The sequence below is a fragment of the Planomonospora alba genome (genome assembly GCF_039534085.1).
In the GTDB taxonomy this organism is placed as follows: domain Bacteria; phylum Actinomycetota; class Actinomycetes; order Streptosporangiales; family Streptosporangiaceae; genus Planomonospora_B; species Planomonospora_B alba.
Genome location: NZ_BAAAUT010000009.1, coordinates 86,379 through 111,584, shown reverse-complemented (window position 1 = coordinate 111,584; position 25,206 = coordinate 86,379). Strand labels below are relative to the sequence as shown.

The window sequence follows — 25,206 nt, the reverse complement described above, 5'->3', positions numbered from 1 at the left end:
GCGGAACCCGCCGTGGAAGCCCGATGTCAGTGTGCGGTTCTCATCCAGTCCGGCTTGACCGCCATCATCTGCGCGGTCTTGCCGGGACCCCGGTCGACGAGGTCTCCGAGCACCTCGTCCACGCGCTTCAAAGCGGCCTCGTCGATCGTCCTGCCGGACGCCGCGGCGTTCTCGGTGACCTGCTCGGGCCTGGTGGTACCGGCACCCACCGAGGAGACCCCCGGCTGCCGCAGCAGTAAGCGAGCAGCAGCGAGCCTACCGGGATCGCGAACAAGAACATCTCGATTCCGTACCAGTACGGATAGCTGGCCCACATTCAGGATGACGGCCGCCGCGGCCGAGAAGACGACCGGGTAGGACCATCCCGGCGGCTTGTTGATCACGACGTCACCCTAGCGCCCGCCCGGTGGCGCCGGGACGATGGTGTGACCGGCCCTGTGCGGCACCGCCGGATCGAATCACAAGAACAATTCGGCGATCTGCGATGCCCATGTCAGGACCGGGTGAGCCTCACGGTGAAGACCGGGAACGGACGCCCGGCGCCCTCGTCCGGATCAGCGGTTTCTTCGGCGGACGCCCCTTCGAGGTCGGTCCAGGGCACCACACCGGGATCCGTATCATCGGCAGCCATGAGGGCGAGCGCGGGCGCGGGAGTGCTCACGGGCCGGGACCGGCCCCCGAACGGCAGACCGTCCGGCTCGGCAGAGGCGACCGAGCAGCGCAACTGGCCGGCCTGCTCGTCGTACCGGGCGTAGAACGTCACCGGCCCCGGAACGTCGGCGAACCGTTCACGGAGCCGATCGCCGACCGCACCGAGAGCCTGTCCGACGGGTGCCGCGTCGAAGTCCTCGGAATCGAAGCCGAAGACCATCAGGTTGCTTCGCGCCTCCGTGTTCGGGCTCCCCCTGTCCAGGACCAGTTCCTCGTCCGCGAAGGACCGCACGAGCCGCGCGAGAGCCTGCGACACCTACCTGTCTCCGATCGTCATGATTGCCTTCCGCGTCCGGGACCACCATGACCCGGCGAACCGGTCCTGGAGGTCTCCGCCGGATCACGGAACCGACACGCCCCCGGGAGGCGGGATGGCTCCCGCCGATCAACACGCCCCCGGAGCAACGGATGGCGATCACCGTGACAGCGGATCGTCGCTCCATACGAGCGATGGCCGATCACCTGCGCTTTCTCCCGCTCTCCCGGCCCCGTACGGTTCGTCGCCCATGCTCATCATGAGGCGCCGGCGCGAACCGGATCCCTATGCTGAGACCATCCTCGAACCGACAGCCAGGAGCGCCGATGCCGATCGAACGAGGCTCGGGCGTGATTCGCCCGCCACGAGGCGCGACAGGATTCCGAGATCACGTAGCGGAACCGCTTCCATTGGTGGATCCGCGGGTCTTCGCCTCCGTCTGCCACCAGGCGGCCCGGCTCGTGCACGGCAGGGTCCTGGAGATCACGCCACCTGGGGTCACACCGAACTTCCACACAGCCGTGATCAGGTGTGGAGGGCTGAGCGCAGCGGTGCTCGGGCACACGCACTTGCCGTTCATCGCGCTTGCCCGAGTTCCGGCAGGCCATGTGGTCTTCATCGACGACCGGAATGATCTCGGAGTGGCGCTGAGGTCTTCGGGTGCCTTCCGCCTCCTGACGAGAAGCGAACTGGAGACCCCCATCGACTTGATCGATACCTCAGACCTCGGCGACGCAGAACACCGAGAGATCGCCTATTGGAAGCCGGAGACCTTCGGCGAGCTGCTGTTCAACCATTGGGATTGAGCCGACGACGGCACCGCAGCAGGAGATGGAGCACGTGCGGTCACGCAATCGGCACCAGCCGGGAGCGCAACGCGCGCCGGTAGGGGTGAATCCGGATCTTGCCGATGCAGGTGCAGCGCGTGGTCGAACAGAGCGGTTCGGGGTCCGAGCGATTCAGGCTCGGTCGTCGCGCTCACCGGCGGACGCAGGACTCGATTCTCTCGATCATGTTCGGATGATGCCAGCGCGAACCGGTCAGAGGCAATAGGAGACCCGGCGGCCGAAGCTCCTCCGGCCCAGGGCGAGCAGGACGATCATGTCCCACGGCTGTCCCGCAGCGTGCGTCATCCGGTGTCTCCGGTCGTCGCAGGATGACAAGGACGAGGCCTCCGCCGGAGCGAGCGAAAGGCCAGGGCAGACGATATCTGCCCTGGCCTTCTGTTGGTGCCCCCTGCAGGATTCGAACCTGCGCACCCGGCTCCGGAGGCCGGTGCTCTATCCCCTGAGCTAAGGGGGCCAACGAGTGATTAGGCTACCAGCATTCGGCAGCGAACCGGCAACTCGAATGCCCAACAGATGATCTCAGGGGTCGCTCGGTCAGCGGGTGGAGGGCCGGACGGCTCCGCGGTAGCGGGCGCGGTAGTAGGAGGAGCCGGTGAAGTCCACGGTCCTGACGACGTCACCGGCCTTGGGGGCGTGGACCATGACGCCGTTCTTCACGTGGATGCCGACGTGGGTGGGGTCACCGGTGCCGCCGCCGAAGAAGACCAGATCGCCCGGGCGGAGCCGGGAGAGGGACACCCGGCGGCCCTGCCGGAACTGGCTTCCGGTGTAGTGGGTGAGCTTGACTCCGGCCTTGGCCCAGGCGTACATGGCCAGCCCCGAGCAGTCGAAGCCGCCTCGCGTCGGACCGGTGCTCGACCCTCCGCCCCATACGTACGGCGTGCCGATCCTGCGCAGGGCGGCGGCCGCCGCCGTCCGGCCGGGTGAGGGGAGGGTCCGGACGGTGGACGGCCGCTCCGGGGATCTGGGCTCGCGCTGCCGCGGCACGGACGGCCGCTTCTCCGGTTCGGGATCCCGTTGCCTCGGCACGGACGGCCGCTCCGGAGACCTCGGCGGGCCTGCCTCGGACGGCTTCCCCGACGGTCGCGGTGCGGCGGGTGCGAGCGGTGGCCGCTCCGGCTCCCCCGGCCTGGGCGCGGGTCGCAGTCCGGGCGCGGGCACGGGATGGGAGCCCTGCCCCGGCCGGAGGGCGGGCGCCCGCCCGGATGGAACGCCCGGCGCGGCCGCGGACCCGGTCGTCCGCCCGCTCCCGCAGAGGCCGGTGATCATGGACCACACCTCCTCGGGGATCCAGTGCCGCAGCCGGCCCGGAAGCCCGTGGAGCGAGGACGGGCAGGACGGCCACGTCTGGACGGCTTCCGCGTCACCGGCGGGTGCTGCGGTGAGAGCGGCGGCGACGGTGAGAGCGACGATCATGTGCGGACCTCCTCGGCTCGATGGGCGGTCGAGGCCTCAGGATCCGCAGAGCGGGGTGATCACCATGGAGCCGAACCTGGTTCTGTGGAAGGCCTGCCGAGCGCTCCCACCACCTGTGGACGGCCGACCGCCCGCGTGGGACGCCCTCCGGGGTTCCGGTCCGGACGTCCTCCGGGGTTCCGGTCCGGACGTCCTCCGGGGCTCCCGTCCCGATCGTTCTCCGGGATCCCCGTCCCCGTGCCGAGGGCCGGGTTCCACATCGGGGACCGGGTTGCGTACCGAGGAGGCGGCCTCCCCACCGGGAGCCGGGTTCCGCCGGAGTCCCGTATCCGCCGAAAGCCTCGCATGATCGTTCCAGACGGGTTAGCTTGGCGGCCGTGGACGAGGTTCTGGGCAAGATACTGGTCGTCGACGACGACGAGGTCATCCGGCAGCTCATCGCGGTCAACCTCACGCTGGAGGGCTTCCAGGTGGAGACCGCCACCGACGGGCAGGACTGCCTGGACCGGGTGCGCGACGTGAAACCCGACGTGATCACGCTGGACGTCATGATGCCGAGGCTGGACGGCTGGACGACCGCCACCCGGCTGCGCAGCGGCCCGGACACCGGCCACATCAAGGTGGTCCTGATCACCGCCCGCGCGCAGGAGGAGGACAAGCGGCGCGGGGAGGAGATCGGGGTGCACGCCTACCTTCCCAAGCCGTTCGATCCGGCCGAGCTCATCCAGGTCGTCCGCGACCTCCTCCCGGGGAGGGGCTGACCCCTCCCCGCTCCCGAAGGCCCCGCTCCCGAGGTCCTTCTCCCCTCCCGAAGCGCGCTCCACCGCACGGCCGGGTCTCCGCTCCACGACCAGGCCTCCGCCGCAGACCTGGGCCTCCGCCCCACGAGCCGGCCTCCACCGCACGACCAAGCCCCCACGAGCCGGCCTCCACCGCACGGAGCGGATCACGCCGCCAGGCCCCCGCGCGGCCCGCCCCGCGGGCCGCGGTCAGAACACGCCCGCCCCGCGGCCGCGGTCAGAACACGCCCGCCCCGCGGCCGCGGTCAAACCAGCCCCGCCCCACGGGCCGCGGTCAAACCAGCCCCGCCCCACGGGCCGCGGTCAGAGCAGCCCCGCCCTGCGGGCCGCGGCGACGGCCTGGGTCCGGGAGGAGACGCCGAGCTTGCCGAGGATGTTGGAGACGTGCACGCTCACCGTCTTCGGGGCGATGAACAGCCGCTCGCCGATCTCCCGGTTCGGCAGCCCCTCGGCCACCAGGGCGAGCACCTCCCGCTCGCGGCCGGTCAGCGCCCCGGCCTGGACCCGGCTCTCCGGCCCCGTCCGGCCCGCGCCGCGCTCCGCCCGGCCCTGCGCTCCGGCCCGCCCCGCGGGGTCCGGCCTCCGCACCGGACCGAACCGCGCCCGGCGCCCCAGTTCCGCCAGGGCCCCGGCCAGCGGCCGCGCACCGAGGGAGTCGGCGGTCTTGGCCGCCTGCTCCCACTCGCGGTGCGCGGCGGTGCGGTCTCCGGCGGCCAGCAGCGCCTCGGCCAGCCGCCACCGGGAGCGCGCGACCTCGTAGACGAACCCGTAGTCGAACGCCTCCACCACCGCGCGCCAGGCATCGGCGTCGAGGCGGCCGTGGACCCGGTGCCACTCGGCCTCCGCCCGCAGCAGCCACGCCTTGCCCTCCCGGCCCATGCCGGCCCGGGACCCGCCCCGGGCCCGGGCGAGCAGTTCGTCGGCCCCGTCGGTACGGCCCAGCTCGGCCAGGGCCCACAGGCCGACGGCGCCGATGCGGATGCATCCGCTGTCCATGGGTTCCAGGACGCCGAGCACCGCGGTGACGTGCTCCAGCGCCCGCCCGGGGTCTCCCCGCCAGAGGGCGTGCTCGGCGGCCAGGCCCCGGGACATGTAGGCGACGAGGGTGTCCGACCAGAACGGCCGGAGCCAGGCCAGCCGCTCCTCGACCTCGGGCAGGCCCATGGCAACCTCGACGAAGAGCGCGAACGAGGACAGGACCGCCTCGGGGATCGTGCCGACGCGCCTGCCGAACCCGCTGGCGCGGGCCTGCTCCCACTCCCCGGCGATGTAGTGGATCATGAATCGGAGGAACCGCAGGTCGGTGCCGTACGTGCTCCAGGACAGGCCGGTCTCGGCCGCCAGCCGGATGCCGCGGTCGGCGGTCGCGGCGGCGGCCTCCAGGGCGCCCCGCTCCGACTGGATGCGCGCGTAGTGGAAGATCCCGCGCAGGTCCATGGCGAGGTCGCCGGAGTCCGCCGCCGCGACCTGGGCGAACAGCTCCTCGGCGCGGGCCCGGTCGCCGGTGTACTCCGCGCAGGAGGCGAGCATGATCAGCGCGCCCTTCTCCGCGTCGCGGGCGCCGGTGGCGCGCGCCACCTCCAGGGCCCGTTCGGCGAGCGGCTCGGCCTCGGCGTGGCGCGCGGTCCAGAAGACCGTCCGGGCGAAGGTGGCCAGGGCCCGGGCCAGCAGGGGCCCTTGGGGGTCCGCCGTGACGGCGGCCTCGGCGACGGTGGTCGCCTCCGCCTCCTGTCCGGCGTCGTAGAGGTAGTAGGCCAGCCGCTCGCAGACCTCGGCCGACGGGGGCAGCGCCCGCATGTGGGCGGCGGCCCGGTGGTTGTCGCCCATGTCGGCCGCGGCGGCGGCGGTGCGCAGCGCGAGGCGGGTGTGGTCGGTGCCGGTGAGGCTCTCGGCGTCGGGGACGCGGTCCCACAGGCCGAGCGCCCGCTCGAAGTGGCGGTGGGCCTCGGCGGGGGCGCCGAGCCGCTCGGCCCGGCGCCCGGCCTCGACCGAGGCGGCCAGCGCGCCGGAGAGGTCGTGCGCGGCCAGGTAGTGGTGGGCGAGCTCGGCCGCGCTGCCGCCCCGCCCGCTCAGCAGCCGGGCGAACTCGGCGTGCAGGCGGGTGCGCTCGCCGGGCAGCAGGTCGGTGTAGACGGCCTCCTGGAGCAGGGCGTGGCGGAAGGCGTAGCCGTACTCTCCGGAGGGGCGGATGAGCCCGCGCGAGACGATCTCCCGCATGGCCTCCTCGAAGGCCAGGTCGTCGAGGCCGGAGACCTCCTGCAGCAGTCCGTGGTCGACCTTCCGCCCGGCGACGGCCGCGCCGCGCAGCACCCGCTGGGCGGGGTCGGAGAGCTGCTCGGCGCGGGAGAGCAGCAGGCTGGCCAGGCCGTCGGTCATCGCGCTGCCCTCGATGGCCGCTTCGAGGAGCTCCTCGGCGTAGAAGGGGTTGCCCTCCGCGCGGTCGACGACCTCGTCGATCATCCGGGCGTCGGTCCCGCCGAGCAGCGCGACGTAGTCGGCCATCTCACCGCGGTCGAGCGGGCTCAGCTCGACCGACGTGACCGACGGCAGGCGTTTGAGCTCGGCGAGCACGCGGCGGAGCGGGTGGCGGCGGTGGATGTCGTCGGTCCGGTAGGTGCCGACCAGGCAGACCGGCTCGCTCTGCAGCATCCGGCTGAGGAAGACCAGCAGGTCGCGGGTGGACTGGTCGGCCCAGTGCAGGTCCTCCAGGATCAGCAGGACGGGCCGCGTGGCCAGGAAGCCGAGCACCGAGCCGAACAGCTGCTGCTGGGTGAGGCGCGAGGCGCTCTCCGGCCCGCCGTCGACGCCGCCGGGCAGCAGTCTGCCGAGGACCGGGCGCGCCTCCAGCGCCTCGCGCAGCTCTCCCTCCACCCCGCGCAGCGCGTCGGCCAGCGGCAGGTACGGCAGGGCGTCGCCCAGTTCGGCGCACTGCCCGACGAGCACGGCGAAGCCGTCGGCCCGCGCCCGCTCGGCCAGTTCGGTGACGAGCCGTGTCTTGCCGATGCCGGCGTCGCCTCCCACCAGGGCGACCCCGGCCGTTCCCTCGGCGGCGGAGCGCAGTACGGCGAGCAGCCGGTCGAGCTCCGTCAACCGCCCCACCAGCGTGCTTTGCACCTTTTGCGGCTCCACGTCGGCGAGTATCCCACGCGCCGGGCGGAAACGGATTGGTCCGCGGGGAAGGCTCCGGATTGGCCCTCCTGCGGGGCCACCGTCCGCCCCTATGGTCGGGGCATGGTCTCGATGTCCACGTTCCTGCTGTTCGCCGCGGCGTCCCTGGCGCTGGTCCTCGTCCCCGGGCCGAACCACCTCTACATCGCCGCCCGCGGCGTCTCCCAGGGCCGGGCGGCCGCGCTGGCGAGCGCCTTCGGCGTGGAGGCGGGCACGCTCGTGCACATCGCCGCGGCGGCGGCCGGCCTCTCCTACGTGGTCGCACGCTCGGCGGTCCTGTTCGAGGCGGTCAGGTGGGCCGGGGCGGCCTATCTGGTCTACCTGGGGGTGCGGGCGCTGCGGGGCGGGGGCGGGCCGCAGCCGGGGGAGACCGCTCCGCAGCCGCTGCGCGCGGTCTTCCTGGAGGCGATGGTCGTCAACCTGCTCAACCCCAAGGTGATCCTGTTCTTCCTGGCGTTCCTGCCGCAGTTCGTGGATCCGGCGGCGGGGGCGGTGCCGCTGCAGGTGGCGGTGCTGGGCGGGACGCTGCTGGCGCTGGGCCTGTGCTCCAACCTGGTCTACGCCGCGGGGGCGGGCGCGATCGGCCGGCTGCTGCGGGAGCGGGCCGGGCTGCTGGGCCGGGTGAGCGGCGTCGTCTACCTCGGTCTCGGCGTGGCGACCGCCCTCTCCGGACGCCCCTCCTGACCGCCCTCGCCGGACGCCCCCTGACCGCCGGGGCCACCGGGCCGGGAGCGCTGAGTCCCCGGGGCCTCAGGACGACAGGGCGCCGGGGATCCGGTCGAGGACCGGGTACGGCAGGAGCCCGTAGGCGAAGAAGTCGACCGCGCCGGCCCCGGCGGCGCGGACGGCGCGGACCTTGGCGGCGAGCCGGTCGGCCGAGTCGGTGTCGGGCGGGCCGGGCCGGAGCACCACCCGCAGGTCCCGGTCCTTGCCGGTCGAGCGGCGGTAGGCCCCCACGTCGTCGGCGATCCGGGCGGCGTCGCGGGCGTAGGCCAGGACGCCGAGCGAGGGCACCAGGTCGCCCAGGGCGACCAGGTCCACGCCGAGCTGCCAGGCGTCGTAGGCGGCCAGGCCCGGCGAGGGCAGCCCGTCGGCGGAGCCCTTGGCCGCTCCGGTGCCGTCCAGGAAGACCAGCCGGGAGCCCTCGGCCGCGACGGCCGCCGAGACCTCGGAGACCAGCGAGGTCACCGTCTCGGAGCGGGCCCGCGCGTAGGCGACCACCTCGGGACCGGCGTAGGCGGTCAGCGCCGCCCGGGTCACCTCCCCCTGGGCGGGCGGGTCGCCGTCGAGCACGCCGCCCACGATCCGGGCGCACTCCCGGCGGGCGGCCTCGGCGTTGACGCCGAGGTCCGCGGCGCGCCCCAGGCAGAAGTCGCAGAAGCAGAGCCCGAACAGGAAGGCGTCCATCGGGCCGAGCGGGACGAAGTTCCGGTCGTGCGGGCAGCCCTGCGGGAACGGGGCGAAGTGCAGTCCCTCGGCGACCACGCTGTCGACGCCCTGGCGCGCCACGGCCCGGCCCAGCGCCACCGCGTAGCGGCGGACGTCGGGGTGGGACGGGCACAGGTCGGCGGTCGAGCCGCGGTCGCCGAAGCAGGTGCGCACGGTCACGTCGGGGGCGGTCCCGCCGAGGGCGGGGCTGTGCAGGAAGGCGGCCCAGCCGTGCAGCCGGAGCCCCCGCTCGGCGGTGGCACGGCGCAGCTCCGCCAGCGGCTCCCGCTCGGCCCCGGCCTGGACCGGCGGGACCAGGCGCAGCTCGCCGAACAGGTCCTCGGGCGGCGTGAAGTGCACGCCGTCCCCGCGGACCGTCACGCGGGAGGCCCCGTGCGGGGTGACGTCGCGGGTGCGGTGGCAGGCCGCGGCCGCGGTCACGCCGGTCACGCCGTACCCGGCGATCCGGTCGAGGACCGGCCCGAGGCCCTCCCCCCGTACGTCCTCGACGTGGACGTAGACAGAGCTGTCCAAACCGTCTCCCCGTGCGCAGTCGGTCGGGCCCTAACGCCCCTTGTAGGCCACGAAGTCGATCTCGACGAGGATGTCCATGAGATCGGAGCCGACGGTCGTGCGGACCGGGTAGGGCTTGGTGAAGTAGGACTTGTAGACCTCGTTGTAGGCGCCGAAGTCGCGCTTGAGGTGCTGCAGGTGCACCGTCGACTTCACCACGTCGTCGAAGCCCAGGCCGTGCGCGGCCAGGATGGCGCCGAGGTTGCGCATCACCTGGTGCGTCTGCTCCGCCACGTCGGTGCCGACGACCTCCCCGGTGACCGGGTCCAGCGGGCCCATGCCCGAGGTGTAGACGAAGTCGCCGACCACCAGGCCCTGCGAGTAGGCCCCGACCGGCGCGGCGCCCTCGTCGGTCCGCAGCTCGAGCTTCTCGCTCATGTCACCCGTCCTCTTCTCGGTGATCTGGAAGGAAGGTCAGAAGTAGGTGTGGATCAGGTCGACGACCACGTGGTCGTCGTCGACCACCGGGATGACCCGCCACTTGTCGAAGGCGGTGCACGGGTGGGAGATCCCGAACGGCACCAGGTCCCCCGGCCGCACCGGCGTGTCCGGCGCGGTCCGCAGCACCGCGTGCTGATCGTAGAGCTTGACCACCTCGGCTCCGGCGAGGGGGCCCTTGGGGATCGGCATCCCCTCGTCGTACGGGGCGTCGCGCTTGCCGAGGCCGGCGATCACCAGACCCGGCTCTGGAACGGAGAGCACGTGCGCCCAGACCTCCAGCGCGGCGCGCAGCTCGCCCCCGATCCGGTTGTACGGCGTGTGCTCGCGGTAGTGGCCGTCGTCGTGGGAGACGTAGGCCCCGCTGCGGAGCATGATGGTCGCCTGGCAGGCGGCGAGCTCCCGGCTGACCACGTCGAACCACTGGCTGCCGCCCACCGACAGGATCGGCCGCGCGACCCGCAGGTGCTCCAGCGCCTCCAGCAGCCGGTTCAGGAAGGCCCGGACCTCCTCCGCGGCGGCCAGCGTGCCCTCGTAGCCGGCGACGCCCGCGAGCTCCACGCCGGGCGCGGCCTGGGCCGCCGCGGCGACCTCCAGCAGGTCCGCGAGGGTCCGGCACCCGGCCCGCCCGCCGGTGTGACCGAGCTCGGCCAGCACCCGGAACGGCCGGGGCCCGGCGTGCTTGGAGAGCGCCTCGATCCCGGCCACCGAGTCGGCGAAGCAGAGCAGCTCGAAGGCGGGGTCTTCGGCGAGGTGCGCCGCGAGGGCGTCGAGCCCCGCCGGGTCGAAGACCTGGTTGGCGATCAGGATCCGCGAGACGCCGAAGGAGCGCAGGATCAGCGCCTGGCTCGGGGTGGCGACGGTGAGGCCCCAGGCCCCCGCCCCCAGCTGGGCCGCCACCAGCTCGGGCGACATGGTCGTCTTGGCGTGCGGGACGAGCAGCATGCCGTGGTCCCGCGCGAAGGCCGCGAGCGTGTCGATGTTGTGCCGGAGCGCGCTGCGGCGGGCGGTCATCACCGGGAAGGTGAACGCCCCGCCGAACAGCGACGACCCCACGGCCGCGTCGAGATCCACGATCCCCTTCATCGGCTCCCCCACGGTGCGTGCGATGCCTGCGTGCCCTGTCCGGACAAGGACCCTATCCGTCCGCGGGGGCCGCGGGATCCGCGACCGGACGGCCGGGCCGTACCGGGACCGGGTCCCGGCGGAGGGCGGGGACGGACGGGGCCGCGCTGAGCTGTGGGAACCCGGCGAGGATCCGGCGAAATCCGGCGGGGAGACCGCGGGCGCGCCGCTCCGGGGAATTTGGGCCCCCCTCCCCCTTGACCGCGAGATGTCAGGAATGGTGGCATCTTCCCTTAATTAGGAACCTTTCCTAACTAGCCATGCCGGGCTACCCGACGACAGAGAGGGCTCCCATGCACGCGAGACCGCGCCCGCGGCGGCTCCACCGTCCTCTGCCCCTCCTCGCCCTGGCACTGGGACTGATCGCGCCGGCGTCCGTGCTGGCCGCGTCCCCGGGCCACGCCGCCGACACGCTGCTCTCCCAGGGCCGGCCGGCGGCCTCCTCCTCGAACGAGGACGCCACGCTCCTGCCCGCCAAGGCCTTCGACGGGGACGCCTCCACCCGCTGGGCCTCCGCCGAGGGCTCCGACCCCCAGTGGCTCCGCGTCGACCTCGGCCGCCCCGCCTCGATCACCCGGGTCAGGCTGCACTGGGAGGCCGCCTACGCCAGGGCGTACCGGATCCAGGTCTCGGCGGACGGCTCCTCCTGGCGCGACGTCCACGCCACCGCCGCCGGCGACGGCGGCGTGGACGACCTGGCCGTCTCCGGCACCGGCCGCTACGTCCGGATGTACGGCACCGGCCGCGGCACCCCCTACGGCTACTCGCTGTACGAGATGCAGGTCTACGGCGACGCGGGCGGCCCGGGCCCGTCGCCGACGCCGACCGCCTCGGGGCCGCGCGTGCCGTTCGGCGGCCACACCGTCCCCTACGCCTCCGGGATGCTACGGCCCGGCGGGAGCCAGGCCTCCCTCGACCAGAAGGTGATCGACTACTACAACCGCTGGAAGGCCGCGTTCGTCCGGCAGAACTGCGGGAACGGGTGGTACCAGATCATCTCCCCCGACGCCGACCACCCCTACGTCGCCGAGGCGCAGGGGTACGGCATGGTCGTCACCGCGACCATGGCCGGGGCCGACCCCGACGCCAAGAAGATCTTCGACGGCCTGCTGAAGTACGTCCTCGACCACCCCTCCTCGATCACCCCGGGGCTGCTCGCCGCCGAGCAGGACACCGCCTGCCGGAGCGTCAACGGCGGCGACTCCGCCACCGACGGCGACCTGGACGTCGCCTACGCCCTGCTCATGGCCGACCGCCAGTGGGGCAGCTCCGGCACCTACGACTACAGGCGGCTCGCGATCAGGCACATCAACGCGATCAAGGCCGGTGAGCTCAACCCGACGACCAAGCTGCTGAAGCTGGGCGACTGGAGCAGCTCCGGCGGTGAGCACTACTGGATCAGCCGCCCCTCCGACTGGATGATCGACCACTTCCGGGCGTTCCGGAAGGCGACCGGGGACGCCACCTGGGACACCGTCCGGGCCAACCACCAGAAGCTGATCGCCTCGATGCAGTCCAAGTACGCGCCGGGCACCGGCCTGCTGCCCGACTTCGTGGTCGACACGGACACCACCGCCAGGCCCGCCCCGGGCGAGGTGCTGGAGAGCGCCAACGACGGCGACTACTGGTGGAACGCCTGCCGGGTCCCGTGGCGGATCGGCAACGACGCGGTGACGAGCGGAGACGCCGCCTCCCTGGCCGCGGCACGGAAGCTGAACTCCTGGATCAAGGGCAGGACGGGGGGCGATCCGGACCGGATCGTCGCCGGCTACCGGCTCGACGGCGGCCAGCTGGTGAACTACACCTCCCCGGCCTTCTCCGCGCCGTTCGCGGTGGCGGCGATGACCGACTCCGGCAGCCAGGCGTGGCTGGACGCGCTCTGGAACAAGATGCTCGCCACCCCGATCTCCACCGACAGCTACTACGCCGCCAGCATCCAGCTCCAGGTCATGATCACCGTGACCGGCAACCACTGGGTGCCCTGACCCCCGTACGGCCGGCCGCGGTCCCGCCGGAGGCGGAGCGCGGCCGGCCCCGGGCCCGGATCAGTCCTGGTCCGGGACGAGCCGGGACGAGGACTCCTGCGCGCAGAAGGAGGGCCCCGGCGGGACGGGCCGGGCGGCCAGCACCTCCCTGGCCCGCTCCCTGGCCAGGTTCCAGCCGTTCCACGGGTCCGGCCGGTGGAGCCGGTTGGCCCGGGTCACGTCCATCAGCACGCAGGTGCGCACCGGCTCCGGCAGCCGGTCCAGCGCGGGTACGGCCTCCGCCCCCAGGTCGCCCAGGTAGGCGTGGTCCAACCGGTCCACCCCCCGGACGGCGAGCTGGGACTCCGCGACCCGCAGGTCCGGGTTCCACACCGCGAAGGCCAGCAGCCCGGCGCCCGTCATCACGACCACCGCCCGGGGCAGCCACCAGGACGTGCCGCGCCGCAGCAGCCGCAGCGCGCCTGCGGCGAGGACCAGCGCGAAGACGCCGCCGAGCCACCAGATGGCCGCCCACACGGACGCGCGGAGCCGGGTGAAGCCGTAGGCGTCGACGTACAGGTCCAGCCGGTACATCGCGGAGGCCAGGATCACCATGGTCAGCGCGCAGAGCAGGCCGAGCAGGACGGCCATCAGCCAGCGGTCGCGGCCCGGCGTCTCGACCGCCCCCGCCGCCAGCGCCACGATCGCCAGCACGAAGACGCTGACGACGACCAGTTGGAAGAAGCCGGAGCGGGCGTACTCGGCGTAGGTGAGGTCGGTGGTCGCCACCACCCAGTCGGCGTCGCCGAACAGCGCCGTCAGCTGCATCGCCACGAACGCGCCGAACAGCAGGTTGAGCGCCGCCAGCGGGGTCACCCACAGGCCGCGGCCGACGCGCAGGCGCAGGCTGGGCCACTCCGGCTCGGCGACCGGCCGCAGGCCCACCAGGACGGCCGCGGCGACCACCGCCACGGCGACCGCGAACGTCACCACCCGCAGCGGCAGCGTCTCCACCCAGTCCTGGGAGAACAGCAGCCGCTCCACGGTCCGGGCGAACACCGCGTCCGCCGAGGCGAACAGCGCGCCGAAGACCGCCACCAGCACCACGGTCAGCCCGAGCCCGACCAGCGTGGGCACCACCCGGCGGGTCGCCAGGTTCTTCACCGGCCCCCTCGCCGACGCCGCCAGGAACCACGGCGTCGGCAGCAGCCCCAGCACCACCGAGGCCGCGCCCCGGGCCACCCCGAGCCAGCCGCGCCCGGCCCCCGACAGGGCGAGCGCGGCCATCGCGAACCCGGCCAGGAGCGAGAGCCCGACGAGCCAGTCCGCGTCCCGCACGAGCGCCACCGCGACCAGGCCGTAGGCGATCAGCCCCATCACCGCGGACCAGGGGGTGATCCGCCGGCGGGCGGCCGGCAGCACCGCGATCCCCATGGCCACGGCCACCAGCGCGAACCCCAGCCCCACCGAGCTGTACGGCAGGGCGAGCGCGGCGAGCAGGCCCACGGCCGCGCAGGCGGCCAGCAGCCACTTCGGCGTGTCCGGCAGCTCCGGGCGCGGGAGCACCGGCGGGGCCACGTACCCGCCGGGCGGCGGGGCGCCGGCGGCCCGGTCCGCGGGGCCGCCCGCCCCTCCGGGGAACGCCGGATCCGCGGGGCCGTGGCTCGCGGGTGCCGGGCTCACAGGCGCCGGGCTCACAGGCGCCGGGCTCGCGGGTGCCGGGGAAGCCGCCCCCGCCGCGGACCCCGGATCCGCGGGGACCGGGCCCGCGCCGTGGTGCGCCTGCCACGTCCCGTCGGGCAGGGTGGCCCCGATGACCGTGCCGGCGAAGGCACCGACCAGCACGGCACCCAGCCCGGTCAGGATGCCGAGCTCCGGGGAGAACGCCCCGACGGCCAGTCCCAGCAGCACGCCCGCGGTGATCCCGGCCAGGCCGCCGAGCAGGACCCCGCCGACCGCGCCCGCCCAGTTCCGCCGGACCGGGGCCTGCCGGACCCGTCCGCTCCCGGGGCCGGTCCCCGGCCCCACGGGCCGGGGCGCGCCCGGCGGAGCCTGCGGCACCGGATGGACCGGAGGCGCCGGGCGGGCCGCAGCCCCCTGCCGGGGTTCTCCCTCCTGCTGCGTCGCACCGGTTCCCAGAACGGGACCGGGGTCGGGAGCGGGCACCGCACCGGCCGGGGCGGGGAGCCGGGCTCCGCCCCGGCCGGTGCCCGCGGGCTCCTCCGTGCCGGAGGACGCGGCGGCCGCGTCCCGAGCGGGAGAGGAGGGGGCGTCCGGCACGGCTGCGGGCACGCCGGGCGGGGCGCTCCCGGAAGAGAGGGCTCCCGGGACCGCCGCCCCTGGGGCGGCGTCCGTCACGGGTCCGCCGGGAGCGGGGGCCCCGGCTCCGGGCCCGCCGGAGGGTTCGGGGGTGGTCATCGTGATCCTCCTTGGAAGGTCGACCACCATCCGGCAGCCGACGCCGTCTTCGACGCGGATGGAGCCGCCGTGGAGCTCGACGATCTCCTTGGTGATGGCCAGGCCCAGCCCGGCGCCGCCCTCGTCCGCGGCCCGGCCCGCGTCCAGGCGGGAGAAGCGCTCGAACACCCGGGCCCGGTCCTCCTCGCGGATGCCCGGCCCCTGGTCGGTCACCCGCAGCCGCACCCCGGACCCCTCGGGCCGGGCGGACAGGACCACCACGCCGCCCTCCGGGCTGTGCCGTACGGCGTTGTCGAGCAGGTTCGCCAGCACCTGCGCCAGCAGGTCGGCGTCGGCCCGCACGGCCAGCCCGTCCGGCACCTCGCACCGGGCCGTCACCCCCTCCCGGGCGAGCACGGCCTCGCGCAGCGCCTGGTCGCAGAGCGGGCGGAGCTCGACGTCGTCGGCCTCGATCAGCCGCGCCCCGGACTCCAGCCGGGACAGGTCGAGCAGCTGGGCGACCAGCCGCCCCAGCCGCTCGGTCTGGGCGAGCGCCGTGCCGAGCGTCACCGGGTCGGGCTCCGAGACCCCGTCCACCACGTTCTCCAGCACCGCGCGGAGGGCGGTGATCGGTGTGCGCAGCTCATGGCTGACGTTGGCGACCAGCTCCCGCCGCTGCCGGTCGACCTCCTCCAGGTCGGCCGCCATCGCGTTGAAGGCGCGGGCGAGCTCACCGACCTCGTCCCGGGAGGTCGCCGTGACGCGCAGGCCGTAGCGGCCCTTGGCGATGGTCTGCGCGGCGGCGGCCATCTCGCGCAGCGGCCTGGTCATGCCCCTGGCCAGCAGCTGCACCATGACGAGCGCGAGCGCCACGGCCACCGCGATCCGGGTGTTGCGCGAGTAGCCGGCGTTGATGCCCACCTCGTTGACGACGAACGCCGCCGCCACGGCCAGCAGGATCACCACACCGAGTTTGATCTTGATCCGGCCCAGGAAGTCCAGGGGGCGCGGCGCCCCGCGCGGTCCCCGGAGCGGGCGCTCGTCCCGGCCCTCCCCGGGACGGGAGCCCTGCGGGGCGGGGGACGGGCGGGCGGTGCCCGCCGCGGGGGAGCCGTTCTCCCGCCGGGCGGCCGCGGCTCTGGGTCTCATGATGTCTCGCATTCCGGAGTGTTCGAGTGAGCGAGGTGATGAGCGGTTCGCCCGATATGGACTCAAATAGATATCGATGCGTCGATCATCCCCGCCGGGCCTCACCGCCGAGGCGCTCACGGGACCTCACCGCCGAGGCGCCCGCCGCGCCCCCGCCGTCAGGGACGGACGAGCGCGTAGCCGACCCCGTGGACGGTCCGGACGACGCCGGGGCCGAGCTTGCGGCGCAGGGCCCGCACGTGGCTGTCGACGGTCCGGGTGGCCGCGGCCTCGGAGAAGCCCCAGATGTCGGCGAGCAGCCGCTCCCGCTCGTAGACCTGGCCCGGCCGCTCCGCGAGCCTGCGGAGCAGATCGAACTCGGTCCGGGTCAGCCTGACCTCCTCGCCCGTCACGTAGACGCGCCGCTCCGCCGTGTCGATCTCGACGTCGCCGACGCGGACGACGGAGTCCTCCACCGCCAGCTGGGAGGCGCGCTCCACCCGCCGCAGCAGCGCGTGCACCCGCGCGACCAGCTCGCGCATGCTGAACGGCTTGGTCATGTAGTCGTCGGCCCCGACGCCGAGGCCCACGAGCAGGTCGGTCTCCTCCCCCAGCGCGGTGAGCATGAGCACCGGGACCGGCCGGGCCGCCTGCATCCGGCGGCAGACCTCCAGCCCGTCGAGGCCGGGCAGGAGCCGGTCGAGGATCACCACGTCCGGCTCGGCCTTCGCGTAGGCCGCCAGCGCCTGCGTCCCGTCCCCGGCGACCCGCACGTCGAAGCCCTCCGCGGCGAGGCGGTGCCGTACGGCCCGCGCGATCGTCTCGTCGTCCTCGACCACCAGGACGCGTCGTTGCTGGGGGATCGTCATAGCGGGAGCCTAGGGCCGGGCCGTGCAGATGGATCGCGGTGAATTGTGAAGATTCCGCGCACCTCGGGGCGGACCCCGGAGCAGGCGCCGGTCCGCGCCGCCCTCCTTTCGGATCCCGGCCCGGCGGCCGCCCCGCGCGGGAGCGGGCACCGGAAGGACACCGCGCAGTCGCCGCGGGGCGGCCGCGAAGTCACCGGGAAGGCACCGCGGAGGCCGTCCGGCCGCCCGCAGGGCACAGGGTGGTCACGGCGAGTCGGCGAAAAGACCTGTTCATTGGTCCATGTCCCGCTAAGTGGTTATGTTTCTGTGCGCGAGACGACGGTGAACGAGGTGAGCAGGAATCGACACGCGAGTGCTGGCGGGCCGCTACCGCCTGCTCAACCCCCTCGCCGAGGGCGGGATGGGCACCGTGTGGCTCGCCTCCGACGAGACGCTCCGCCGCGATGTGGCGATCAAGGAGCTGCGGCTGCCCCCCGGCGTGGAGCCCCGGCGGCGGCAGGGACTCTACGCCGCCGCGCTGCGTGAGGCCAACATCGCCGCCCGGATCAAGCATCCGTCCATCGTCACCATCCACGACGTGGTCGTCGACGACGGCCGTCCGTGGATCGTCATGGAGCTGCTGTCGGGGGCCTCCCTGGAGCGGACCGTCCACGAGGAGGGCCCGCTCCCGCCCGCCCGGGCGGCCCGGGCGGGACTGAGCGTCCTGGACGCGCTGTCCGCCGTGCACTCCGCCGGCGTCGTCCACCGGGACGTCGAACCGGGCAACGTCTTCCTCACGCGCGACGGCAAGGCCGTGCTCACCGACTTCGGCATCGCCGTCGCCGAGGGCGACAGCGGCGCCACGAGCACCGGCCACCTGGTCGGCTCCCCCAACTACATCGCCCCGGAACGGCTGCGCGGCGAGCGCGGCGGGCCGTACTCCGATCTGTGGTCGCTCGGCGCCACGCTGTACTTCGCCGTCGAGGGCGTGCCCCCGCACCCCGCCGACACACCGGTCGGCGCGATCAGCCGGGTGCTCACCGAGCCGCCCCGCCCGCCCGGGCGGGCGGGTGCGCTGGGCCCGGTGCTGGTGGCGATGCTGGACCCCCTTCCGGCGGCCCGGCCGTCCTTCGACGCCGTCTCCCGGCTGCTCGAGGAGGTCGCGCTCGGCCGCGTGCCCGCGGGGTTCGCGACCCCCGCGCCCGCCGCCCCTGCGGATCCGGCCGGTCCCGCCGGACCCGCCGCCTCCCCGTACGGCCCGGCGGCCCCCGGCGCCCCGGACCTCTCCTCCACCGGCCCCGGATCTTCCGGGCACGGATCTTCCGGACAGCGACCTTCCGGACAGGGACCTTCCGGGCACGGACCCGCCGGACACGAGCACATCGGACACGGGTCCACCGGTCCGGAGCCCACCGGACCCGCCGATCCCGGACCTGAGCGGTACGGAGCGGGGACGCCCGGGGCGGAGCCCCCGGGGGCCGGTCCCGCACCGGCCGCGGCGCCCGCCGGGCAGGCGGCGGCACCGGAGCCCCGCAGGAGGCGGGCGCTCGTCTGGGCCGCCGTGGAGATCGGCGGGATCGCGGCGGTCATCGGGGCGGCCCTCGGCGTCGGCCACCTCGTCTCGGCCGCCGGCGAGCCGCCCCCGCCCGTACGGCTCAGCGAGAAGCCCGGGGCCTTCACCGTCCCCGTGGACCTGTGCGCGCTGCTCCCCGCGGAGAAGGTCAAGCAGCTCCTCCCCGCGCTGACCGGCGCCGGGAAGCCGACCGGAACGGGCGGCTGCGAGTGGGCGACCCCCGGTGCGGGACTGACCGTCACCCCGGTCGGCCAGGGCGAGCAGTGGGGCAAGAGCCCGCGCCAGGCCCACGAGCGGTTCGTCAACCAGCGCAACCTCACCATCCCCAGCGGCCAGGTCGTCTGGGGGTGGCAGGAGATCTCCGCCCCGTCCCGCTCGGCCAGGAGCACCGGCCCGCTCCCGGTGGAGCAGGTCGGGGACGAGGCGTTCGGCCACGACGTCTACGAGAACCGCAGGACCGGCAGGCTCGAGCAGAGCAATGTGACCTTCCGCGTCGACAACCTGGTCGTCGAGGTCGGTTACACCGTGGTGGACGAGAGCAGGGACGGGCCCGCGATCCGGAGCGGCGCCCGCACCGCAGCGACCTGGGTCGCGGACGCGTTGAACAAGCAGAGGGCAGCTGGATGAACCAGGCAGACAACTCCCGGTCGCAGGGCAGGCACGCCGGTCCCGCGCCGGTCTCCGGCGCTTTCGCGGACGACCCGCTCGCCCCCCGGGGTTCAGGACAGAGGCCGCCGGACCCCGGGCAGACCTCGCTGGAGTCGCTGATCGGGCGGAGCGGCCCGCTGCCGCCGGTCCGGGCCGCCCTGATCGGCCTGGCCGTGCTGGACGGGCTCGCGTCCGCGCACCGGCACGGCACGGCCCACGGGGACGTCCGGCCCGGCTCCGTGCTGCTCGGCCCGGACGGCCGGGTGGTCCTGGCCGCGCCGTCGCTGCGCTCGCCGGTCTTCACCGCCCCCGAGGGCGTCACCGGCCCCGCCGCCGACCTGTGGTCTCTGGGCGCCACCCTCTTCACCGCCGTCGAGGGCCGCCCGCCTGCGCCCGGCGCCTCGCTGCAGAACGCGGGTCCGCTCGGCCCGGTCCTGGTCCGCCTCCTGGCCGGGGACCCCGTGCTCCGCCCCGGCCTCGCCGAGCTGCGCTCCCTGCTGCTGGAGGTCTCCCAGGCCCCCTCCGTGCCCGGCCTGCCCGCGCCGGTCCCCGGGGCCGCCCCGCCCGCCCCCGGTTCCCCGACCGGCGCCGGGCCCGGTTTCCCGCAGCCGCTCCCGGCGCCGGGCGGCCCGCCGCACGCCGCCCCGCCGTTCCCTGCCCCGCAGCCCTCCGCCGGCCCGCAGGCGCTCCCCGGCCCTCCGGAGGACCGCGGCCACCAGGAGGGTTCCGGCGGTCCGGAAACACCCGGCGGTCCGGAAACACCCGGCGGTCCGGAAACACCCGGCCGTCCGGAGGGTCCCGACCTGACCGTGCCGTTCCGGAACCAGGCCCCGCCGCCCGGTGCCGCGGCCCCCGTACCCCCCGCCGCGCCGACCTCGCCGACCGGCCCGCCCGGCGGGGGACCGGCCTCCGCGCCGTCTCCCGTCCCGGCCGGGCCGCCCGATACCCCCACCGGTCCCACCGCGCGCTCCGCCGGGCGCCCCGCGGGCCGCGCCGCCGCGCAGACGGGCGTGCTGGTGCCCCGCTCCATCGTGGTGCTGACCGGCGTGCTGCTGGTGAGCATGGCCGCCGCCATCGGCATCCTGCTCGTCCCGGTCCTGGAGGGCGGCGAGGACGGGTCCGTCGCGCCCTCCGGGGACAAGGGCCGCTTCGCCGCCGCCCCCCGCGCCTGCAGCCTGCTCACCGACGAGCAGGCCGCCGAGGTCGTCCCGGCGTTCAACAGCTCCGAGGTCGAGACCGCCGAGTGCAACTGGCTGACCCGCGACTGGCGCGCGCCGAACTCCGACAAGTTCGACCTGCGCGTGCGGCTGGTCGCCCAGGAGCGGGACGGCTCGGAGGTCCGGCGGGCCAGGGAGTACCTCGCCGGCAAGAAGAAGGACGTCTCCGAGCGGGCCGCCTCCGCCGACTCCAAGCCGCTGCCGCCGCAGGACCTCAAGGGCGTCGGCGAGGAGGCCTTCATCACGGGCGGCCACGAGAAGCTCACCTCCTACGGCGGGTCCTACAGGGTCACCGTGGTGCTGCGCGTCAGCAACCTCGTCGCCGAGGTCGAGTACGAGCGGGGCGGCGTCCAGGACGACGCCGACGGCCGCGTCGCGCGCAACGCCACGCAGGTGGCCCGCTGGGTCGCCGACGCCCTGCAGACCCAGGGCTGACCGTGGCCGGTCCGGCGCGGGCCCCCTCGGCCCCCCTCGGCCTCCGGAGGACCGGATCCCCGACGAGCGAGGTGAGCGGATGACGGACGGCGGCCTCCCCGTGCTCGCGGGCCGCTACCGGACGGTCGAACGGCTCGGCGCGGGCGGGACGGGCGTGGTCTGGCGCGCCCGGGACGAGTTGCTCCAGCGCGAGGTCGCGGTCAAGGAGGTCACGCTCGACCCGCACCTCCCCCGGCTACATCGCCCCGGAGCGGCTGCGCGGCACCGGCGACGGCCCGGCCGCCGACCTGTGGTCCCTGGGGGCGGCGCTCTGCGCCGCCGTGGAGGGGCGGGGGCCGTTCCGGCGCGACGCCCCCGTCGCCACCTGGGAGCGGTGCTCACCCAGGAGCCGCCGCCGCCCGCCCGAGCCGGGGACCTGGCCCCGGTGCTGCTGGCCGTACTGGCGAAGGAGCCCCGCGACCGGCTCGGGGAGAGCACCTTACGCGCCGCCCTGCGGCAGGCCGCCGAGGGGCGGCGGCCCGACCCGCCGGTGCGCGTCCCGGCCGTGGCGGACGCGGTCCGGGCTCCCATGGCGGCCACCGCGGCGGACGCGGTCCGGATCCCCGTGCCGGCCGCGGTGCCGGTGGAGCGGGCCCCGGCCGGGCGCCGCCGGACCACCGCCACGGGGCGGTAACCGCGATATATCTCGAATGGAACCCGGCCGGGGGCCCGCTCGTTGAACCGGCGACGCAGAATGGCACCAGGCGGGGCGTGCGCTCCGCGTTCGGAGGATGTTGAGGATGTCGCCCATCCAGAAGTACGCGATCGGCGCCGGAGCGGCCGTAGTGCTCTCGTGGATCTTCCTGCCGGGTTGGCTGACCCTGCTGGTCGTCCTCGGCGTCGTCGCGGCCCCGGTCGTCGGCTACATGATGCTCGACCCGTCCCAGCGCGAGCGGCTCAAGCGCGCCCGCCGGCGGGGCATCGGCCGCTGAGCGGCGGTGCGGGACCCGTTCCCGCCGGGAACGGGTCCCGCGGGGCGCCACCGGCCGGGCCGCGGTGGTCCCGGCTCAGGCGGTGGCGGTCCCGGCGGCGATCTCGCCCTCCACGCGGCGGGTGACCTTGCGCTCGAAGACGAACGAGAGCAGCGGCACGGTGCCGGCCAGCATCACGCCGAGGATGTACTGCCACGTCCAGCGGGCCTTCATGCCCAGGTTCATCGCGGTCACCAGATAGACCATGTAGAGGAAGCCGTGGATCGGGGAGACGATCTTCGACGGCCCCTCGATGCCGAAGCCGTACCTGAGCACGATGCACACGGTCAGGACGAGCAGCATCACGCCGACGATGTACGCCATGACGCGGAAGGGCTTGAGGGCGGATTCCACGGTGTCTACCTCGGGGTCTGGAGTCGGGACGTTCAACGATATGCGGGCTCAGACGGCGGCCGGACTCGGCCGCCCGCCGGAGCCCGGCCCGGGGCCGGGGTCTCCACCGGACCCCCCGCCCGGCTCCGCGCCCGCGCCGGGGGCCGCCTTCGCGCCGCGCACGGCGTCGCGCACGAAGTGCCACCACATGAAGACGGCGAACAGGCCGAAGATCCACCACTGGGCGGCGTAGGCGAGGTTGCGCCAGGTCAGCCCGCCCGGCTCCGTCGGCGGGGGAGCCGGGACCGGCGCGGCGGCGACGGCCGGGGCGGGCGACTGGGCGGTGGCGACCACGAACCCGTCGCGCAGCCTCACGCCCTGCCACCGGTTGATCAGCTCCGCCGACGACACGGTCAGCACCTGTCCCTCGGGCAGCTTCCGGACCCGGCGCGGCACGCTGTCGGCCGACTCCGACGCCTGCAACCGCCCGGTGACGGTCACCTTCCCCTCCGGCACGGCCGTCGCCGGTTCGCCGGGAGCGGAGACCGCGCCCCGCACGACCGGGATCGCGGTGCCGTCGCCCAGGTCGAGCGCGGTGAGGATCCACAGTCCCTCGTCCCGCCCGGCCACCAGGAGCTGCCGGGAGGCGTCGTAGGAGCCCTCGGCCGTCACCTTGCGGCCGACCAGGTCGCTCGTCAGGTGCTTGCCGGGCAGGGTGAGCGTGCTCACCGCCACCGGGGCGGGGTCCTGGGCGGACCGCGGCCTGCCGGAGTCCTCGAAGACCCCGAGCTGCCAGCGGCCGAGCAGGCCGCACACGACGAGGGCTCCGACCGCGAGAAGGTGGAGCACCATCACGCGTGGAGAGAACAGGATCCGGAGCATGGCACAACGCTATCCGGCCGGGACCGCGGTCCCGTCCCCAGGACCGCGCCACGCCCGTGCCGCCGGGAGTCCGGGGGCGCCCCGGGAGCTCGGCGGGCGCGGGTCCGCCCGCCGAGCTCCCGGAACCCGTGTTGAAAAGTCGCGATCTGTCGATAAAGTCGACCCCATGTCTGATCCCCAGATCGACCCCGCAGGGAACACCCAGCAGTTCCGCGCGTTCGCGCAGCGGAAGGACCCCGAGGAGACGGCCCAGGAGAAGCGCTCCCCGGTCGTGCCGATCGTGGTGGCCGTGCTCGCGGTGCTGATCGTCGCCGCCGTCGCCGCCTACCTGATCCTCTGACCGCCCGGCGGGGCCCGTGGCCGCCCCGCCGTACGCCCGCGCCGACGGCACCGCCCTCGGCGCTTTTCGTGTGCCCTGGCACAGGAACATACCGACCGGCCGGTCTCCCCGGTGCCGGGATGGACGCCGGGCGGCCCCGCTCGCTACATTGGACTATAAGTCCAATAAGGAGAGCGGATGAAGACTCGCCCGGGCATCACCGTCATCGGCTCCGGCTTCGCCGGGCTCTGCATGGGGATCAAGCTGAAGGAAGCCGGCTACCACGACTTCGTGATCCTGGAGAAGGCCGGCGAGCTCGGCGGCACCTGGCGGGACAACACCTACCCCGGCTGCGCCTGCGACGTCCCCTCGCACATGTACTCCTTCTCCTTCGAGCTCAACCCGCGCTGGTCGCGGATGTTCTCCCCGCAGCGGGAGATCCGCGACTACCTGCGGGCCTGCGCGGACAAGTACGGCCTGGGCCCGCACCTGAGGTTCGGCAAGGAGGTCGTCTCCCTGGAGTACGACGACGCGGCCCGGCACTGGCGGGTCGGCACCGCCGACGGGGAGTCGTTCACCACCAACGCGGTCGTCTCGGGCATCGGCGCCCTGCACATCCCGTCGTTCCCGGAGATCCCGGGCCGGGAGCGCTTCCGCGGCCCGGCCTTCCACTCGGCCGGATGGGACCACTCCGTGGACCTGGCGGGCAGGCGGGTCGCGGTGGTGGGCACCGGGGCCTCGGCGGTCCAGTTCGTCCCCCACCTCGCCGAGCGGGCCGCGCACCTGACCGTCTACCAGCGCACCGCCCCCTGGATCCAGCCCAAGCCCGACTTCGCCTTCCCGGAGCGGGCCAGGCGGCTGCTCGCCCTGCCCGGCGCCGCCCGCACGCTGCGGAGCGCCGTCTACTGGGCGCTGGAGACCCGCGCGCTCGGCTTCACCGTCGACCCCCGCCTGATGAGGGTGCACGAGGCCATGGCCCGCCGCCACCTGGAGCGGCAGGTCCCCGACCCGGCGCTGCGGGCCAAGCTGACCCCGGACTACACGATCGGCTGCAAGCGCATCCTGCTCTCCGACGACTACTATCCCGCGCTCACCAGGGAGAACGTCGACCTCGTGACGGACGGGATCACCGAGATCCGGGAGGGCTCGATCGTGGACGCCTCCGGCCGGGAGACCGAGGCCGACGTGATCGTCTACGGCACCGGGTTCAAGGTCGTGGACGCGCTGAACGAGCAGCGCATCACCGGCAGGGGCGGACGGAAGATCCAGGACGCCTGGCAGGACGGGATCGAGGCCTACCACGGCGTCGCCGTCTCGGGCTTCCCCAACCTGTTCTTCCTGCTCGGCCCCAACACCGGCCTGGGCCACAACTCGGTCGTCTTCATGATCGAGTCCCAGGTCCACTACATCATCGAGTGCCTGCGGCTGCTCTCCCGGACGCGGGCCAGGGCGCTGGACGTCCGGCCCGAGGCCCAGCGCGCCTTCAACGACCGGCTCCAGCGGCGCCTTTCCGCCCTCGTCTGGAACGAGGGCGGCTGCAGGAGCTGGTACCTCGACTCCCGCGGCGTCAACCGGACCCTCTGGCCGGGCTTCACCTTCGAGTACTGGGCGCGGACCCGGCGGGTGCGGCCCGAGGCATACGAGCTGATCCGCTGAGCCCCGCCGGTCCGGGTCCGGGGCCGGCCGCCC

21 protein-coding genes and 1 tRNA gene are annotated in these 25,206 nt (G+C 74.4%); 10 read left to right on the top strand and 12 right to left on the bottom strand.

Translation table 11 applies throughout. The annotated features are described in order from the left end of the window. Positions 1-26 precede the first annotated feature (26 nt). The gene (locus tag ABD823_RS07505; RefSeq protein WP_344857228.1) at positions 27-383 is read right to left on the bottom strand and encodes a hypothetical protein; all 357 of its coding nucleotides are present in this window, start codon (positions 381-383) and stop codon (positions 27-29) included. A gap of 110 nt (positions 384-493) precedes the next feature. After that, positions 494-871, bottom strand: a complete 378-nt coding sequence (locus ABD823_RS07500; protein ID WP_344857226.1) for a hypothetical protein — start codon at positions 869-871, stop codon at positions 494-496. 422 nt (positions 872-1,293) lie between these two features. On the opposite strand from ABD823_RS07500, the gene ABD823_RS07495 reads away from it, so the two are divergent. Then, the gene (locus ABD823_RS07495) at positions 1,294-1,773 is read left to right on the top strand and encodes a hypothetical protein (RefSeq protein ID WP_344857225.1); all 480 of its coding nucleotides are present in this window, start codon (positions 1,294-1,296) and stop codon (positions 1,771-1,773) included. A 421-nt stretch (positions 1,774-2,194) separates the two neighbouring features. Here the strand turns inward: ABD823_RS07495 and ABD823_RS07490 are convergent. Continuing rightward, positions 2,195-2,269: transfer RNA gene (locus ABD823_RS07490), tRNA-Arg, on the bottom strand. A gap of 80 nt (positions 2,270-2,349) precedes the next feature. Next, positions 2,350-2,802 carry a C40 family peptidase gene (locus ABD823_RS07485; RefSeq protein WP_344857223.1) on the bottom strand — a complete coding sequence of 151 codons (453 nt, stop codon included), beginning with the start codon at positions 2,800-2,802 and terminating at the stop codon, positions 2,350-2,352. Between the two features lie 827 nt (positions 2,803-3,629). On the opposite strand from ABD823_RS07485, the gene ABD823_RS07480 reads away from it, so the two are divergent. Continuing rightward, entirely contained in the window at positions 3,630-3,992 is a 363-nt protein-coding gene (locus ABD823_RS07480; RefSeq protein ID WP_425566577.1) for a response regulator, read from the top strand. A gap of 342 nt (positions 3,993-4,334) precedes the next feature. Here ABD823_RS07480 and ABD823_RS07475 read toward each other — a convergent pair whose 3' ends face one another. Next, positions 4,335-7,145 (bottom strand): helix-turn-helix transcriptional regulator, encoded by a 2,811-nt coding sequence (locus ABD823_RS07475; protein ID WP_344857220.1) that lies wholly within the window; start codon positions 7,143-7,145, stop codon positions 4,335-4,337. Positions 7,146-7,262: 117 nt separating this feature from the next. On the opposite strand from ABD823_RS07475, the gene ABD823_RS07470 reads away from it, so the two are divergent. Beyond that, on the top strand, positions 7,263-7,883 hold the full coding sequence (locus ABD823_RS07470) for a LysE family translocator (RefSeq protein ID WP_344857218.1): 621 nt from the start codon (positions 7,263-7,265) through the stop codon (positions 7,881-7,883). A 66-nt stretch (positions 7,884-7,949) separates the two neighbouring features. On the opposite strand, the gene ABD823_RS07465 is transcribed toward ABD823_RS07470, so the two are convergent. Genes ABD823_RS07465 through ABD823_RS07455 form a run of 3 tightly spaced genes read right to left on the bottom strand, consistent with a single transcriptional unit; the run spans position 7,950 to position 10,724 of the window. Continuing rightward, positions 7,950-9,161: a hypothetical protein gene (locus tag ABD823_RS07465; RefSeq protein ID WP_344857216.1), complete on the bottom strand. Its 1,212-nt coding sequence runs from the start codon at positions 9,159-9,161 to the stop codon at positions 7,950-7,952. Positions 9,162-9,191: 30 nt separating this feature from the next. Continuing rightward, on the bottom strand, positions 9,192-9,578 hold the full coding sequence (locus ABD823_RS07460) for a Rid family detoxifying hydrolase (protein WP_344857214.1): 387 nt from the start codon (positions 9,576-9,578) through the stop codon (positions 9,192-9,194). Positions 9,579-9,614: 36 nt separating this feature from the next. Then, positions 9,615-10,724 (bottom strand): alanine racemase, encoded by a 1,110-nt coding sequence (locus tag ABD823_RS07455; protein WP_344857212.1) that lies wholly within the window; start codon positions 10,722-10,724, stop codon positions 9,615-9,617. A 332-nt stretch (positions 10,725-11,056) separates the two neighbouring features. Here ABD823_RS07455 and ABD823_RS07450 point away from each other — a divergent pair, with 332 nt between their 5' ends. Further along, positions 11,057-12,748 (top strand): glycosyl hydrolase family 8, encoded by a 1,692-nt coding sequence (locus tag ABD823_RS07450; protein ID WP_344857210.1) that lies wholly within the window; start codon positions 11,057-11,059, stop codon positions 12,746-12,748. A 60-nt stretch (positions 12,749-12,808) separates the two neighbouring features. Here the strand turns inward: ABD823_RS07450 and ABD823_RS07445 are convergent, their stop codons facing one another. After that, a complete protein-coding gene (locus ABD823_RS07445; RefSeq protein ID WP_344857208.1) occupies positions 12,809-16,273 on the bottom strand; it encodes a DUF4153 domain-containing protein in 3,465 nt (1,154 codons plus the stop codon). 158 nt (positions 16,274-16,431) lie between these two features. Beyond that, on the bottom strand, positions 16,432-17,121 hold the full coding sequence (locus ABD823_RS07440) for a response regulator transcription factor (RefSeq protein ID WP_344857207.1): 690 nt from the start codon (positions 17,119-17,121) through the stop codon (positions 16,432-16,434). Between the two features lie 352 nt (positions 17,122-17,473). Between ABD823_RS07440 and ABD823_RS07435 the strand changes: the two genes are divergently transcribed. From ABD823_RS07435 to ABD823_RS07420, 4 genes are all read left to right on the top strand, one after another. Next, positions 17,474-19,300 (top strand): serine/threonine-protein kinase, encoded by a 1,827-nt coding sequence (locus tag ABD823_RS07435; RefSeq protein WP_344857205.1) that lies wholly within the window; start codon positions 17,474-17,476, stop codon positions 19,298-19,300. Continuing rightward, on the top strand, positions 19,297-20,973 hold the full coding sequence (locus ABD823_RS07430) for a protein kinase family protein (RefSeq protein ID WP_344857203.1): 1,677 nt from the start codon (positions 19,297-19,299) through the stop codon (positions 20,971-20,973). The genes ABD823_RS07435 and ABD823_RS07430 overlap by 4 nt, the downstream gene beginning before the upstream one ends. Before the next feature lie 79 nt (positions 20,974-21,052). Next, positions 21,053-21,646, top strand: a complete 594-nt coding sequence (locus ABD823_RS07425) for a hypothetical protein (protein WP_344857201.1) — start codon at positions 21,053-21,055, stop codon at positions 21,644-21,646. A gap of 106 nt (positions 21,647-21,752) precedes the next feature. After that, positions 21,753-21,944, top strand: coding sequence for a hypothetical protein (locus ABD823_RS07420; protein WP_344857199.1), 192 nt, complete (start codon positions 21,753-21,755; stop codon positions 21,942-21,944). A 75-nt stretch (positions 21,945-22,019) separates the two neighbouring features. Here ABD823_RS07420 and ABD823_RS07415 read toward each other — a convergent pair whose 3' ends face one another. Further along, a complete protein-coding gene (locus ABD823_RS07415; RefSeq protein ID WP_344857197.1) occupies positions 22,020-22,337 on the bottom strand; it encodes a DUF3817 domain-containing protein in 318 nt (105 codons plus the stop codon). A gap of 48 nt (positions 22,338-22,385) precedes the next feature. Further along, positions 22,386-23,198: an SURF1 family protein gene (locus ABD823_RS07410; RefSeq protein WP_344857195.1), complete on the bottom strand. Its 813-nt coding sequence runs from the start codon at positions 23,196-23,198 to the stop codon at positions 22,386-22,388. Between the two features lie 166 nt (positions 23,199-23,364). Here ABD823_RS07410 and ABD823_RS07405 point away from each other — a divergent pair, with 166 nt between their 5' ends. Together ABD823_RS07405 and ABD823_RS07400 are read left to right on the top strand one after the other, a co-directional pair. Continuing rightward, positions 23,365-23,538 (top strand): hypothetical protein, encoded by a 174-nt coding sequence (locus ABD823_RS07405; protein WP_344857194.1) that lies wholly within the window; start codon positions 23,365-23,367, stop codon positions 23,536-23,538. A 177-nt stretch (positions 23,539-23,715) separates the two neighbouring features. After that, positions 23,716-25,173 carry a flavin-containing monooxygenase gene (locus ABD823_RS07400; RefSeq protein ID WP_344857192.1) on the top strand — a complete coding sequence of 486 codons (1,458 nt, stop codon included), beginning with the start codon at positions 23,716-23,718 and terminating at the stop codon, positions 25,171-25,173. Positions 25,174-25,206: the final 33 nt, after the last annotated feature.